The sequence below is a fragment of the Romboutsia sp. 1001285H_161024_C4 genome, assembly GCF_015550185.1.
Taxonomy (GTDB): domain Bacteria; phylum Bacillota; class Clostridia; order Peptostreptococcales; family Peptostreptococcaceae; genus Romboutsia_C; species Romboutsia_C hominis.
This window is the reverse complement of record NZ_JADNAJ010000006.1, coordinates 1-14,736: the sequence shown is the minus strand read 5'-3', so window position 1 is coordinate 14,736 and position 14,736 is coordinate 1. Positions and strand designations below refer to the sequence as shown.

Sequence of the window (14,736 nt, the reverse complement as noted above, 5' to 3'; positions counted from 1 at the left end):
GATAAGTTATGTTCAATAAAAAATGGACACTTAAACATACGGGAGATGTATGTGAAAGCGAATTAAGTAAAAAATTAAAAATTTCCCCGGAAATTAGTCAAATTTTAAAAAATAGGGAAATAAATAACGAAAAAGATGCAGAAATATTTATGAATCCATCATTAGAATATTTAAGAGACCCATTTTTAATGAAGGACATGGATAAATCCGTAGATAGAATAAAAAAAGCTATAGACAATAAAGAGAGCATATGGATATATGGAGATTATGATGTAGATGGAGTTTCTTCTACCTCAATATTATGTTTATATTTTGACTCTATTAACTATCCAGTTAATTATTACATACCAAATAGATTAGAAGAAGGATATGGCATAAATGAAGAAGCTATAAGACACATACATAATCAAGGATGTAACCTAATGATAAGTGTAGACTGTGGTATTACATCTGTAGAGGAAGTAAAAATAGCAAATGAATTAGGTATAGATGTTATAATAACAGACCATCATGAGTGTCAAAGTGAAATACCTAATGCTCTAGCTGTTATAAATCCAAAACAAGAAGATTGTAATTATCCTTTTGATATGCTTTGTGGATGCGGTGTTGCCTTTAAATTAATACAAGCACTTACTCCTAAAGAAGAATTTAAAAATAGTTTATATAAATATTTAGAAATAACAACCCTAGCTACTATATGTGATATAGTACCGCTAGTAGACGAAAATAGAATAATAGTAAAAAATGGTTTAACTCTTATGTCTAAGGGCAATAATATAGGCTTAAGGGAGCTTATAAAGGTTTGTGGAGTTGAAACAGAAAAAATAGGTTCATCTCATATAGGATTTTCTATAGGACCTAGAATAAATGCATCAGGTAGACTTGGATACTCAATGTTAGGTGTTGAATTATTTACTACAAAAGATACAGAAAAAGCTAAAGAAATAGCTATGTTATTAGAAGAGAAAAATAACGAAAGACAGTTAATAGAAGGAAAAATGTATCAAGAAGCAGAGGCTATAATAGAGGCTAATGAAAAGTACAAGACTGATAAAGTTTTAGTTATAGCTAATGAAGGGTGGCAACATGGAGTTATTGGTATAGTTGCATCAAAGCTTACAGAAAAATATTACAAGCCAACAATACTATTAACTATAGAAGATGGTGAAGCTACAGGTTCAGCTAGATCTATAAAAGGGTTTAGTATATTTGATGCACTTGTAAGATGTAAAGATTTATTAAATAAGTTTGGTGGGCATGAACAAGCAGCAGGTTTATCTTTAGATAAAGAAAACATAGACAAGCTTTCTAATGAAGTTAATAAGTTTGCAGATTATGAACTTACTGAAGAAGACTTAATCGAAAATGTAAAAGCAGAACTTGAATTAAAAGAAGAATCTATAAGTTTAGAATTAGTAGAAGAACTTCATAAGCTAGAGCCATATGGATTAAATAACCCTAACCCTAGATTCATAGTAAGAGATGCAATACTTAAAAGTATAATAACTATGGGTAAAAATAAACAACATATAAAGTTTACTATAGAAAAAGAAAAGTCTTATGAATGTATAGGATTTAATATGGCATACCTTAAAGAAAGATATATGCCAGGAGATAAGGTAGATGTACTTTTTCAATTAGATGAAAATAATTTTATGGGAAGAAGAAGTATTCAGCTTTTATTAAAAGATATAAGAATGTCTTATCCTAAAAATAGTAGTACAAATGAAGATATTATTGAACTATTTTCAAAGACTATACCTAGTGAAAATTGCTTATACGATATAAAAGAAGTTGATAAAAATTCATTATATGAAAAATTTGGATTTGATAATATAGAAGAAATGATAAGTGGAAATAAAGATATTAATATATTTGATTATATAACTAAAGATACATTAGTTATAGCAAATACTATAAATGGGTTTTATAGAGCTATATCAGATATATCATTAGTAGATGAAGATATAATAGATGGATTTGATATAAACTACAACGTAATTATGTCAAATAGTGATAAACTTCAGCTTATATTCTCTCCAAATATTGAAAAAATTAATATAAAAAGATATAATAATATTATTCTTTATGATTATTTGTATAATATGGGGGACTATTCTCATTTATACGAAAAAGCGAATAATGAGGCTATAATTATCAAATATTATAGTCAAACGGATTTACTATATCTAAACAATATTGTAAATAATTTAATTCCAGAAAGAGAAGAATTTATATACGTATATAAATTTATGCTTTCAAATAAAGAAATAAATGTTGATTTTAAGGATATAAAGAAGGTATTTAACATGATACCTTTAAAAGTATTTACAATATTAAAAGTGTTTAAAGAATTGTTACTATTAGATTTTGAGTTTGTATATGATAACTTACTAAATACAAAATCTATACATATAAAGTTATTACCAAAACCAGACAAAAAATTAAACTTAGATGAAAGTAAAATACTTAAAAACTTAAAAACTCTTAACGAGAAATACAGAGAAAGTTATTAGGAGGAGCAATTGTAATGGATTTAAAACAAAAGATAAGAGAAATCAAAGACTTCCCAAAAGAAGGAGTAAGTTTTAAGGATATAACTACATTAATGCAAGACGGAGAAGCTTTTAAATATGCTATAGACGAATTTATAAAAAATTTAAAAGATAAAAACATAGACATAGTAGTAGGACCTGAAGCGAGAGGATTCTTAACAGGAACTCCAGTTGCTTATGGAATGGGAGTTGGATTTGTCCCAGTTAGAAAACCAGGAAAATTACCATATGAAACAGAAAGCTATCAGTACGGATTAGAATATGGTAGTGACACTTTACAAATACATAAAGATGCTATAAAGCCAGGACAAAGAGTAGCAATAGTTGATGACTTACTAGCTACTGGAGGAACTATGGAAGCTGCAGCGGCTCTAATAGAAAAATTAGGTGGAGAAGTTGTATCTATGCAATTCTTAATAGAATTAGAGTCCTTAAATGGAAGAGAAAAGCTATCTAAATACGATGTAAATTCTCTAATAAAATATTAATAAATTAGATTATTTTACAAAGGTGCTTAAAGGCATTACTAAAATAGTTGGTATTATACCAACTATTTTAGTATAAAGAATTAAAATGTTTACACAATAGGATTAAAAAGGTATTAAATTAATATAGGGTTTTGTTTCTTTGAGTAAATGAATGAGGCTTTATAAAATTACATATGTAAAATAGGTGGTATTATGCATGATAAGGAATTACAAGAATTAATAGAAAAAATAAAAGGTTATGCTCCAAATGCTGATATAGATTTAGTAAAAAAAGCTTATTATCTTGGTAAAAAAGCACATGAAGGTCAATTTAGAAAGTCTGGTGAACCTTATTTCATTCATCCTCTAGCAGTTGCCAATATACTAGCAGACATGGAACTTGATATAGAAACTATAGCAGCAGGAATATTACATGACGTTGTTGAAGATACGGACTATACTTATGAAGATATAGAAAAAGAGTTTTCTCAAGAAATTGCCAATTTAGTGGACGGAGTAACTAAACTTGGACAAATTAAGTATCAATCAAAAGAAGAAACACAGGCAGAAAATCTAAGAAAAATGTTTATGGCTATGGCTAAGGATATAAGAGTTATACTTATAAAATTAGCAGATAGACTTCATAACATGAGAACTTTAAAATTTATGCCTCCAGAAAAAGCAAAATCAAAAGCAAAAGAAACACTTGAAATCTATGGGGGAATAGCAAATAGATTAGGTATTTCTAAAATAAAATGGGAATTAGAAGATTTAGCACTTAGATATATAGATCCAGATGGATACTATGAATTAGTTGAAAAAGTAGCTAAAAAAAGAAGTCAAAGGGAAGAGTATATAAAAAAAGTTTTAAGTATACTAGATGAAAAATTAAAATCTGTAAATATACCATACAATGTATATGGAAGACCTAAGCATTTTTATAGTATATACAGTAAGATGAAAAACAAAGACAAGGGATTTGAAGAAATTTACGATTTAACAGCAGTCAGAATAATAGTAGATAATGTTAAAGATTGTTATGCAGTACTTGGAATGGTACATACATTATGGAAGCCAATTCCAGGAAGATTTAAAGATTATATAGCAATGCCAAAACCTAATATGTATCAAAGTCTTCATACCACTGTTATAGGACCAGATGGAGAACCTGTAGAGATACAAATAAGAACAAAAGAAATGCATCAAATAGCTGAATACGGGATTGCAGCTCACTGGAAATATAAAGAAGGTAAAACTCAAGATACAAGACAAAATGTTGAAGAGAAACTTCAATGGTTAAGACAAATGATGGAGTGGGAAAAAGACTTAAAAGATCCTCAAGAGTTTTTAGATGCTCTTAAAGATGATGTATTTAGTAGTCAAGTTTATGTATTCACTCCAAGGGGGGACGTTATAGAACTTCCGGCAGGTGCAACTCCAATAGATTTTGCTTATAGAGTGCATACTAATGTAGGTAATAAATGCGTTGGAGCTAAGATAGACGGAAGAATAGTTCCTATTGATTATAAATTACAAAACGGAAATATAGTAGAAATATTAACTTCTTCAAATTCAAATGGACCAAGTAGAGACTGGATTAATATAGTAAAAACACCAAATGCTAAAAGTAGAATAAGACAGTGGTTTAAAAAGGAAAGAAGAGAAGAAAATATTGAACGTGGAAATTTAATACTTGAAAAAGAATTTAAAAAATATAATATACCAGCAAAAGAAGCTTGTATAGAAAAGTACCTAGGTCAAGTGGCTAAAAAATTCAATCAACAAACTGTAGAGGATTTAATAGCTACTATTGGTTATGGTGGAATAATGGCATCACAAGTTGTTCCAAAGGTAAGAGAATTATACGAAAAAGAAGTCAAAAAAACTAAAAAAGAACAAGAAGTAAATGCTGTAGAGGACTTAAAGAATCATAATTTAACAGATTCTGAATATAAGAAAAAGAGAAAGAATACATCTCAAGGAGTAACAGTAAAAGGACTTGATAATATATTAGTTAGATTTGCAAAATGTTGTAATCCACTTCCAGGTGATGAAATAGTAGGATATGTTACAAAAGGTAGAGGTGTAGCTGTTCATAGAAAAGACTGTCCTAATGCAAATGTAAATGGAGACTTCTTTAAAAATAGATTATTAGAAGTTGAATGGTGTAACTCGGAAAGTAGTAGATTTGAAGCAGAAATTCAAATAAAAGGTGTAGATAGAAAAGGTATAATTAATGATATAACTCATGCTGTAGCAGTTGAAAAAGTAGGATTTAATGGTATAAATGCCAGAAAAGGAAAAGAAGGTATTATAAATGTTAATCTACTTATTGAAGTTGATAATATAGATGAGCTAAATTTATTAATGAAAAAGATAAAATCTATACCAGGAATAGAAGATGTATATAGAGTAATAAACTAGGAGGAAGGACTATGAGAGCAGTTGTACAAAGAGTATCATCATCTAAAGTTACAGTAGGTGATCGTGTTACAGGCCAAATAAACAAGGGACTACTTGTTTTACTTGGAGTGACTCATGAAGATACATCAAAAGATGTTGATTACATGATAGATAAAATACTAAACCTAAGAATTTTTGAAGATGAAAATGAAAAAATGAACTTATCTCTTAAAGATGTAGGTGGAGAACTTTTAGTGGTTTCACAATTTACCTTATATGGTGATTGTAGAAAAGGAAAAAGACCAAGCTTTACAAATGCAGCAAGACCAGATGTTGCAACTAAACTTTATGAAGAGTTTGTACAAAAAGCAAAGAATAATGATATAGTAGTTGGAACTGGTGAGTTTGGTGCTCATATGATGGTAGATTTAACTAATGATGGACCAGTTACAATATTATTAGAGTCAAATAAAGCTTTCTAGGGGGATTTAAAAATGAAAATAGAAAAAATACTTGAACCAAGCTTTGGTGAAAATATGTATATATTAGTAGATGAAGAAACTAAAAAATGTGCAGTAGTAGACCCAGGTGGAGCAGAAGATAAGATATTAAATTATATAAAAAATAATGGTTTAACACTTGAGTATATATTATTAACTCATGGACATGGAGATCATATAGGTGCAGTAAAATCTATAAGAGAAAAGACAGGTGCTAAGGTAGTTGCACATACTGATGAAAAAGAGCTATTAAATGATAATAGAAAAAATTTAAGTTGTATGATGCCTCATTGCGGACCACAAGAATTAGATGCTGACATATATGTAAATGATAAAGAGAAATTAACATTAGGTAATTTAAAACTATCATTTATACATACACCAGGACATACAAAAGGTGGAATGTGTATAAGGGTCAATGATGATATGTTTACTGGAGATACTTTATTTGCAGGAAGTATAGGTAGAACAGATTTTATTGGAGGAAGTTATAAAGAGTTAGAAAAATCTCTTAAGAAATTATCAAAATATGAAAATGACGTTAAAATTCATCCAGGTCATGGACCAAGTTCTACTTTAGGAATAGAAAAGACGAGCAATCCATATATGAGCAGATAAAAAATAATTGCTCCAATAACTTATGGATAATATATAACTAAAGTTTTAAAAGATAGCTATATTAGCTATCTTTTAGGCATTTAAGTAACTTAAAGTAAATTTAACTATTATGTTAAGAAGGAGCAAGAAAATGATAGGTGTAGTTTTAAAAGGACATGATTATAAATACGAAGTAGCTGAATTAATAAAACTATTTACTACGGATTTTGAATTTGTAGAAAGAAAAAGCTTCGGAAGAATATTAACAAATACATTATTAAAATATAATGATACAATAATCGCTAAAACTGAATACTATGAAAATTATGATTTAAAGTATGAGTTTAGAGACCATATAAACATAAGTGGATTAAATGAACAAGAAATAAAAAAAGCTACAAAAGAAACTATAAAAAGAAGTATATTTAAAGTTTTAAAAAATAGATTAAACTCATATGTACCTTGGGGGATACTAACAGGTATAAGACCTGTTAAGATAGTACACACTCTATTAGATCAAGGTGTAGATGAAGAGTCTATAAGAAAAATATTAAAAGAAAAATACTATATAATGGATGAAAAAATAGACTTAAGCTTAGAAATTGCAAAGAGAGAAAGAATATTTATATATCCAATAGATAAAAATAAAATTTCTTTATATGTAGGTATACCATTTTGTCCAACAAGATGTTATTATTGTTCATTCCCAGCAAATCCATTAAAGCAATTTGGACATTTAAGAAAAGAATATGTAGATAAGCTTATAGAAGAAATAAAGGGACTTTCTAAAATATTAAAAGACACTAATAAAGAAATAGAAACACTATATATTGGCGGAGGAACTCCAACAGCTTTAGAAAAAGAAGAGTTAGATACTTTAATAACTGCTTTATTTAAAGAGTTAGATTTAAGTACAATAAAAGAATTTACAGTAGAAGCAGGAAGACCTGATACTATAACTAGAGAAAAATTAGAAGTTCTTAAAAAGCATAATGTAGATAGAATAAGTATAAATCCTCAAACTATGAATGATGAAACATTAGCTAAAATAGGTAGAGACCATACTGTAGCTGATATAGTAGATTGTTTTAATATGGCAAGAGCAATAGGATTTGATAATATAAATATGGATATCATATTAGGTCTTGTAGATGAAGATTTAGATATGGTTAGAAATACTTTAGAAGAAATCAAAAAACTTTCACCAGAAAGTTTAACAGTACATACATTAGCTGTAAAAAGAGCATCTAATCTAAAAGAAAATCTAGATAAATACGAACTTACAAGATATGAAGAAATGATAAAAATGATAGATTTATCAATGGAATATGCTCGTGATATGGGACTTAATCCATATTATATGTACCGTCAAAAGCATATGTTAGGAAATCTAGAAAACATAGGATATGCTAAAGAAGGTTATGAATGTATATATAACATTCAAATAATGGAAGAAAAGCAAAGTAACTATGCAGTAGGTGCTGGATCTATATCAAAATTTGTATATGTTGATGAAGATAGAATAGAAAGAGTTGACAATGTTAAAAATGTAGAGCAATATATAGACAGAGTTGATGAAATGATAGAAAGAAAGAGAAAGGAGATATACAAAAATGTTAACTAAAGCTCCAAGAGGAACTAAGGACATAACTCCAAAAGATGCTTACAAATGGAATTATGTTGAAAATAAATTTAGAGAGGTATGTGCATTATTTGGATACGAAGAAATGAGAACTCCAATATTTGAACATACAGAATTATTCAAAAGAAGTGTTGGAGATACAACTGACATAGTACAAAAGGAAATGTATTCTTTTGAAGATAAAGGTAAAAGAGATATAACTTTAAAGCCAGAGGGAACTGCTGGTGTAGTTAGAGCATTTATAGAAAATAAATTATATGCAGAAACTCAACCAACAAAGTTATTTTATATGACACCTTGTTTTAGATATGAAAGACCACAAGCAGGAAGACAAAGACAATTCCACCAATTTGGAATAGAAGCTTTAGGAAGTGACAAACCATCATTAGATGCAGAAGTAATAGCTTTAGCTGTTCAATTTTTCAATGAAGTTGGTCTTAAAGATTTAGTGGTTAGCATAAACTCTGTTGGATGTCCAACTTGTAGAGCTAAATACAACGAAATACTAAAAGCATACTTAGATTCAAAAGCAGATGTATTATGCGAAACTTGTTTAGAAAGAAAAGATAAAAACCCAATGAGAGTTATAGACTGTAAGAATCCTACATGTCAAGAAAACTTACAAGATGTACCTTTTATGGTAGATCACTTATGTGATGATTGTAGAGAACACTTTGCAAAAGTACAAGAGTACTTAAGTGAAATGGAAATAAACTATGTAGTTGACAAAAAAATTGTTAGAGGACTTGATTACTACAAGAAAACTGCTTTTGAGATAATATCAAATGATATTGGTGCTCAAAGTACAGTTTGTGGTGGAGGAAGATACGACGGACTAGTAGAACAAATTGGAGGACCTAAAGGAGTTAGTGGTATAGGATTTGGTCTAGGAGTTGAAAGATTATTATTAACTTTAGAAAATAATAATATAGAAATCGAAAATCCACATGCTATGGATATATTCATAGTAACAATAGGAGATAAAGCTAAAACTAAGAGCTTTAAAATATTAAAAGATTTAAGAAGTGAACATATAAGTGCTGAAAATGACCACTTAGATAGAAGCGTTAAGGCACAATTTAAGTACTCAGATAAAATAAATGCAAAATTCACTATAGTTATAGGTGATGATGAGTTAGAAAATGATAGTGCTACACTTAAGAATATGGCTACATCAGAGCAAACTACTATAAAACTAAGTGATATAGTTAAAGAATTAAAGGAAAGATTATAATTTATAAATTACTATACAATTTTAAATATAATTTATGATATATCATAAATTATAGAAAGCCAATTTTAAATGGACAAGTAAATTGCAGTAATGATAAAATATTAAATTATAATAAGTCTTATACAAAAGGTCTTAAAGAAAGACTTTTGAAGCACATATACAAAGATTATATATCAATAATTTTTAAATAAATATAGTTTATTATGTGCTATAGGAAATTTAAAGAAAGCCTGGAGGGTAAATAATGGAAACTCTAAACGGATTAAAGAGAACTCACTATTGTGGGGACTTAAGAGAAAACAATATAAATGAAGAAGTTGTCCTTATGGGATGGGTTCAAAAGAAAAGAAACTTAGGTGGATTAGTATTTGTTGACTTAAGAGATAGAAGTGGATTATGCCAAATAATATTTGATACTGACGTTAATGCTGAAGCTTTTGCTAAGGCTGAAAAGTTAGGTTCTGAATATGTTATAGCTGTTAAGGGAAAAGTTTGTGAAAGATCATCTAAAAACCCTAACATGCCAACTGGTGATATAGAAGTATTTGCTACTGAACTTAGAATACTTAATGAATCTCAAACACCACCAATATATATAAAAGATGATGATAATGTATCAGAAGAATTAAGACTTAAGTATAGATACTTAGATTTAAGAAAGCCATCTATGCAAAAGACTTTAATGTTAAGAAGTAAGGTTGCAAATATAGTAAGAAACTACTTAACAGAAAATAACTTCTGTGAAATAGAAACACCTTTCTTAATAAAGCCAACTCCAGAAGGTGCTAGAGATTATCTTGTACCAAGTAGAGTTAATGAAGGTAAATTCTATGCTTTACCACAATCACCACAATTATTCAAACAATTATTAATGGTAAGTGGTATGGATAGATACTTCCAAATAGTTAAGTGCTTTAGAGATGAAGACTTAAGAGCAGACAGACAACCTGAGTTTACTCAAATAGACTGTGAAATGTCTTTTGTTGAACAAGAAGATGTTATGGCAATAATGGAAAAAATGGTGCAAACTATATTTAAAGAAATATTAAATGTAGATGTAGCATTACCACTTCCAGTTATGACATATGCTGAAGCTATGGAAAGATACGGAAGTGATAAGCCTGATACTAGATTTGGATACGAATTAACTAATATATCTGATTTAGTAGAAAACTGTGGATTTGGAGTATTTGCTAATGCTACTAAAGATGGAATGAGCGTTAGAGGTATAAATGTTGAAGGTAAATCTGATGAAATAAGTAAAAAGCAATTAAGTAAAATAGAAGACCATGCTAAGACTTACAGAGCGAAAGGTCTTGCTTGGATGAGAATAGGAGCTAACAGAGAGGTTACTTCTCCAATAGCTAAGTTCTTCACAGAAGAAGAATTAACAGCTATACTTGACAGAATGAATGCTAAAGAAGGCGACTTATTATTATTCGTTGCTGATAAAAACTCTGTAGTATTTGATGCATTAGGTCAAGTTAGACTTGAAGTTGCTAGAAGACTTAACTTATTAGACAACAATGAATACAAAATGTTATGGGTAACTGAATTCCCTGTATTTGAAGAAGATGAAGAAACTGGAAGAATGGTAGCTAAACATCATCCATTCACTTCTCCAATGGATGAAGATATAGAAAAGCTTGAAGGAGATGACAAAGCATCTTTAAGAGCTAAGGCTTACGATATAGTTATAAACGGATACGAAGTTGGTGGAGGAAGTGTTAGAATATTTAACGCTGACGTTCAACAAAAAATGTTTAAAGCATTAGGATTTACTGAAGAAGAAGCTAGAGAGAAATTTGGATTCTTATTAGATGCATTTAAGTATGGAACTCCTCCTCATGCAGGAATTGCATTTGGACTTGATAGATTAGTTATGATACTTGCAGGAACTACTAACATAAAAGATGTTATAGCATTCCCTAAAAACCAAAGTGCAGTATGTCCAATGACTAATGCTCCAGCAGTAGCTGAAGAAGCGCAATTAAAAGAATTAAATATAAAAGTTGAAATAAACAAGTAATATACAAATTTTGTATATTATAGCAAAGAAAGTGCCTCAAGATAGATTATTAAGAGGCACTTTCTTTATTTATTTATTTTTGAGCAAGGTATAAACCTAGTGGATACATAAAAATTATAATTTAAGTTTGACTATTTAATATTATTTTGAGAATAGTACTTGCTTACAAGCATCTTTTCTCCACCTTCAACGGATCTTTCTCCACCCGCATAAGGTTTAGTACCCTCCATGTTATATGCTTTATCTCCAGATAATAAATTTTTAGCATGATCATCTAAAGTATCTTGTGAATATTTATTAGTTGTTTTATTATCTGAGCTATCGTAATAATCAAGTTCAGATGAAATTTCCATTCTTAAGTTATTTAAAGCTTTTTTAGCATTTGATTTAGAATTAGTATCCATATTAGAATCTCCTTTAAAAGTAATCTATTAATATAATCAACATAATAAGCTAAAACTATACTTAAAAGAGTAAAATAGTATTATAATTAAGATATAAATATGAAAAATATTTAGAATTTAATAATTATATTATATAATATAATTACTAATCATTATTAAAAACTATTTATTTTGTAATTAAAAATGATTAGTAGGCTATATTTTCTAAAAAATTCGTATAAAGTATTAGATAGTTTGAATTAAATTCACATCGAAAAAATAAAAATAAGCTATAATATATATATCAATAAAAGAGGTGAACATATGGAAAGAAAATTAGCTGAGTCAAATGATAAAGAAGCTCTTATAAAAAGACTTAAAAGAATAGAGGGACAAGTTAAAGGTATTCAAAATATGATAGAAGAAGAAAGGTATTGTGTAGATATATTGGTCCAAATATCGGCAATTAGATCTGCTATAAACAAAGTGGGTACAATAGTGCTTGAAAATCATATAAAAGGATGTGTTTCTCACACCATAAAAAGCGGTAATGAAGAAGTTACAGAAGATGTTATAAATGAATTAATGGGTACTATAACTAAGTTTACAAAATAGGGGTGGTTTTGTGGAACAACAAGGGTATATAATAGAGATTTTAGATAAAAATACTGCTAAGCTAAAAATGCAAAGGCATTCTGCTTGTGCAGCTTGTGGAAAATGTGTTACTAGTTCAGAATCAAAAGACATAGTGGTAGAAGTTGATAATAACATAGGTGCTAAAGTTGGAGATAGGGTAAAAGTAAATATGGATGGTGTAAATGTATTAAAAGCAGCCTTTTTAGTATATCTTACTCCATTAGCAGGTCTTTTGATTGGAACAATAGCTACATATTTTATACTAAATAGCATAAGTATGACAAGTAGTATAGAAGTTATAAGTTTTATAGTGGGTATTACTACTATGATGATTGTTTTTTTTATACTTAAAAAAAGAGATAAAAAATTTAGAGAGAGCAGAGAGTATATACCTATAATTACGGATATAGTATCAAGTGGAAAAGATATTTCTTTATAGTATATAGTCAATCATGCTCATATATTAATAAAAAGGCTATGAATATAGAATTAAACTCTATTTTCATAGCTTTTTTATAAAGGTTTTATAATTAAAATCTAAGCAATTATTTATTAACCTTTTGAATTAATGCTGCCATTTTCTTTAGTTTGAATATATTTATAGTTCTAACAAAAGAAGTCATAACTAATATTCCAAGTGCTATAGCGGCCCCAGAAAATAATACATCTGTACCAACTGATACAGCCATATCATAATCTCTTTGAACTAGATAAAGCATAGTATTATACATTCCAAGTCCAGGAACTAAAGGTATTATACCTGGTATTACAAATAATATTGCAGGATGTTTTAATTTCCTAGCAAGCATTTCACTTATAAAAGCAACAATTAGAGTAGCTATGAAGTTTGAAATTATTGCATTAGAAGTAATTCCCATTAAATAATAATACATTGTCCACCCTATACCTCCAGTAATTCCTGCTGGAACTAGTGTAGATATAGGTCCATTTAAAAATACAGCAAATCCAACAGTAGAAAATGCTGAAAATATAAAATGCCAAACTAAACTCATATCAGTCATTAGAATGCACCTCCAAACTTAAGCCATAAATCTAGAACAAGACCAACACCACAAGCTATAGAAATAGCAGTTAAGCCTGCATCAAAAGCACGTGCTACTCCTGAAATTAAATCCCCTGCAATTAAATCACGTATACCTTTTATAAAAGATACTCCAGGAAGTAGTGGCATTATAGAACCAACTATTAGGGTTTTAGGTGTTGCTAAGAAGCCAAGTTCTGTTATTAAAACCCCAGTTAAAGCTATAAATACTGAAGCTATTAAACTAGAAAAGGCTGGTATATTACTTATCTTCATAATTTTTTTATAACATATAACTGCTAGTATAGATATTATAGTTGTAAATATGAAATTAGTTAAATTATTACCCCCAACAACACAAGCAAAAGAAGCAGATGCTAAACCTGTGGCTATGTAAACTAATTTAGGCGGATGTTCAGGAGTCTCCCCAAGAACTTTAAGCTCTGCTAAAGCATCTTTTATAGGCATATCCTTTGCATTAACAAACTCTCTAGAAAAATTATTAAGTAGAGAAATTTTGTTTAAGTTTATTCCACGGTTTCTAATCGTTTTCATGAAGGATAAACCATCAAATCTATCATCTGATATGATGATAGCGGTAGGAGTTGCAAATACGCTAATATGATTAAAACCCCTCGACTTACAAACTCTAATAACGCTATCCTCTACACGATAAGTTTCAGCCCCATTTATTAGCATAAGTTCACCAAGAAATAAAGCTAACCTAAGTACGTCTTTTTTGTATTCTTGATTGCTGTCGTTATACATAAAATTCCCTCCTAACTAACCTATTATAAGCATTATAACATCTTTTTTGACATATGTTTACAAAACTATAGTTAAATATATGAATTTAAAATAAAGCTTTAAATTTATACATTATATAGATTAAATAATAATAATTATTATATCTATTTTGTCAAAATACTCATCTTTTATTTATATTAAAAAACTTATAGAATTTAAAAATACAAATAAAAATATTTTTAAAAAATTTTATTAATACATAATATAATAAAAATAACCTAAATCTAGATTATTACTTGCTTTTTATAAAAAATATTGATACAAAATATTGAGAAAAAATGAAAAAAATAAAAAAGTTTAAAAAAAGTGTTGACCATATAAAAATAAGATGATATAGTAGTACTTGTCCAAGAGAGGACAGTAAGAACTTTGAAAATTAAACAGTAGGTTAATTTATATAACTGATTCTTAAAGAATCGAAAACAAACCAAGCCAGATATT

At 28.6% G+C, this 14,736-nt stretch carries 13 protein-coding genes; 10 read left to right on the top strand and 3 right to left on the bottom strand.

Going from position 1 to position 14,736, the window contains the following annotated elements:
- Positions 1 to 8 precede the first annotated feature (8 nt).
- The 8 genes from recJ to aspS all read left to right on the top strand — a co-directional run bounded on the left by recJ (position 9) and on the right by aspS (position 11,427).
- Positions 9 to 2,516, top strand: a complete 2,508-nt coding sequence (recJ, locus tag I1959_RS10790; RefSeq protein WP_195238286.1) for a single-stranded-DNA-specific exonuclease RecJ — start codon at positions 9 to 11, stop codon at positions 2,514 to 2,516.
- Positions 2,517 to 2,530: 14 nt separating this feature from the next.
- A complete protein-coding gene (locus I1959_RS10785) occupies positions 2,531 to 3,043 on the top strand; it encodes an adenine phosphoribosyltransferase (RefSeq protein WP_092923782.1) in 513 nt (170 codons plus the stop codon).
- Positions 3,044 to 3,235: 192 nt separating this feature from the next.
- Positions 3,236 to 5,446 carry a RelA/SpoT family protein gene (locus tag I1959_RS10780; RefSeq protein WP_166505985.1) on the top strand — a complete coding sequence of 737 codons (2,211 nt, stop codon included), beginning with the start codon at positions 3,236 to 3,238 and terminating at the stop codon, positions 5,444 to 5,446.
- Positions 5,447 to 5,457: 11 nt separating this feature from the next.
- Positions 5,458 to 5,907, top strand: coding sequence for a D-aminoacyl-tRNA deacylase (dtd, locus tag I1959_RS10775; protein WP_092923788.1), 450 nt, complete (start codon positions 5,458 to 5,460; stop codon positions 5,905 to 5,907).
- A gap of 12 nt (positions 5,908 to 5,919) precedes the next feature.
- Positions 5,920 to 6,543 carry an MBL fold metallo-hydrolase gene (locus I1959_RS10770; protein WP_166505984.1) on the top strand — a complete coding sequence of 208 codons (624 nt, stop codon included), beginning with the start codon at positions 5,920 to 5,922 and terminating at the stop codon, positions 6,541 to 6,543.
- Positions 6,544 to 6,673: 130 nt separating this feature from the next.
- On the top strand, positions 6,674 to 8,146 hold the full coding sequence (gene hemZ, locus I1959_RS10765) for a coproporphyrinogen dehydrogenase HemZ (RefSeq protein ID WP_092923794.1): 1,473 nt from the start codon (positions 6,674 to 6,676) through the stop codon (positions 8,144 to 8,146).
- A complete protein-coding gene (gene hisS / locus I1959_RS10760; protein ID WP_092923797.1) occupies positions 8,136 to 9,398 on the top strand; it encodes a histidine--tRNA ligase in 1,263 nt (420 codons plus the stop codon). The genes hemZ and hisS overlap by 11 nt, the downstream gene beginning before the upstream one ends.
- A gap of 244 nt (positions 9,399 to 9,642) precedes the next feature.
- On the top strand, positions 9,643 to 11,427 hold the full coding sequence (aspS, locus tag I1959_RS10755; protein ID WP_092923800.1) for an aspartate--tRNA ligase: 1,785 nt from the start codon (positions 9,643 to 9,645) through the stop codon (positions 11,425 to 11,427).
- 131 nt (positions 11,428 to 11,558) lie between these two features.
- On the opposite strand, the gene I1959_RS10750 is transcribed toward aspS, so the two are convergent.
- Positions 11,559 to 11,831, bottom strand: coding sequence for a hypothetical protein (locus I1959_RS10750; RefSeq protein ID WP_166505983.1), 273 nt, complete (start codon positions 11,829 to 11,831; stop codon positions 11,559 to 11,561).
- A gap of 303 nt (positions 11,832 to 12,134) precedes the next feature.
- Between I1959_RS10750 and I1959_RS10745 the strand changes: the two genes are divergently transcribed.
- Positions 12,135 to 12,425, top strand: a complete 291-nt coding sequence (locus I1959_RS10745; protein ID WP_092923805.1) for a metal-sensitive transcriptional regulator — start codon at positions 12,135 to 12,137, stop codon at positions 12,423 to 12,425.
- A gap of 10 nt (positions 12,426 to 12,435) precedes the next feature.
- Entirely contained in the window at positions 12,436 to 12,885 is a 450-nt protein-coding gene (locus tag I1959_RS10740; protein WP_092923808.1) for a SoxR reducing system RseC family protein, read from the top strand.
- A gap of 106 nt (positions 12,886 to 12,991) precedes the next feature.
- On the opposite strand, the gene I1959_RS10735 is transcribed toward I1959_RS10740, so the two are convergent.
- The gene (locus tag I1959_RS10735; RefSeq protein ID WP_092923811.1) at positions 12,992 to 13,468 is read right to left on the bottom strand and encodes a threonine/serine exporter family protein; all 477 of its coding nucleotides are present in this window, start codon (positions 13,466 to 13,468) and stop codon (positions 12,992 to 12,994) included.
- Entirely contained in the window at positions 13,468 to 14,256 is a 789-nt protein-coding gene (locus I1959_RS10730; RefSeq protein ID WP_195238285.1) for a threonine/serine exporter family protein, read from the bottom strand. The genes I1959_RS10735 and I1959_RS10730 overlap by 1 nt, the downstream gene beginning before the upstream one ends.
- Positions 14,257 to 14,736: the final 480 nt, after the last annotated feature.

Bases quoted from the DNA above. Each gene is read 5' to 3' on its own strand.
- recJ (WP_195238286.1), top strand. From the start codon at position 9: ATGTTCAATAAAAAATGGACACTTAAACATACGGGAGATGTATGTGAA.
- I1959_RS10785 (WP_092923782.1), top strand. From the start codon at position 2,531: ATGGATTTAAAACAAAAGATAAGAGAAATCAAAGACTTCCCAAAAGAA.
- I1959_RS10780 (WP_166505985.1), top strand. From the start codon at position 3,236: ATGCATGATAAGGAATTACAAGAATTAATAGAAAAAATAAAAGGTTAT.
- dtd (WP_092923788.1), top strand. From the start codon at position 5,458: ATGAGAGCAGTTGTACAAAGAGTATCATCATCTAAAGTTACAGTAGGT.
- I1959_RS10770 (WP_166505984.1), top strand. From the start codon at position 5,920: ATGAAAATAGAAAAAATACTTGAACCAAGCTTTGGTGAAAATATGTAT.
- hemZ (WP_092923794.1), top strand. From the start codon at position 6,674: ATGATAGGTGTAGTTTTAAAAGGACATGATTATAAATACGAAGTAGCT.
- hisS (WP_092923797.1), top strand. From the start codon at position 8,136: ATGTTAACTAAAGCTCCAAGAGGAACTAAGGACATAACTCCAAAAGAT.
- aspS (WP_092923800.1), top strand. From the start codon at position 9,643: ATGGAAACTCTAAACGGATTAAAGAGAACTCACTATTGTGGGGACTTA.
- I1959_RS10750 (WP_166505983.1), bottom strand. From the start codon at position 11,831: ATGGATACTAATTCTAAATCAAATGCTAAAAAAGCTTTAAATAACTTA.
- I1959_RS10745 (WP_092923805.1), top strand. From the start codon at position 12,135: ATGGAAAGAAAATTAGCTGAGTCAAATGATAAAGAAGCTCTTATAAAA.
- I1959_RS10735 (WP_092923811.1), bottom strand. From the start codon at position 13,468: ATGACTGATATGAGTTTAGTTTGGCATTTTATATTTTCAGCATTTTCT.
- I1959_RS10730 (WP_195238285.1), bottom strand. From the start codon at position 14,256: ATGTATAACGACAGCAATCAAGAATACAAAAAAGACGTACTTAGGTTA.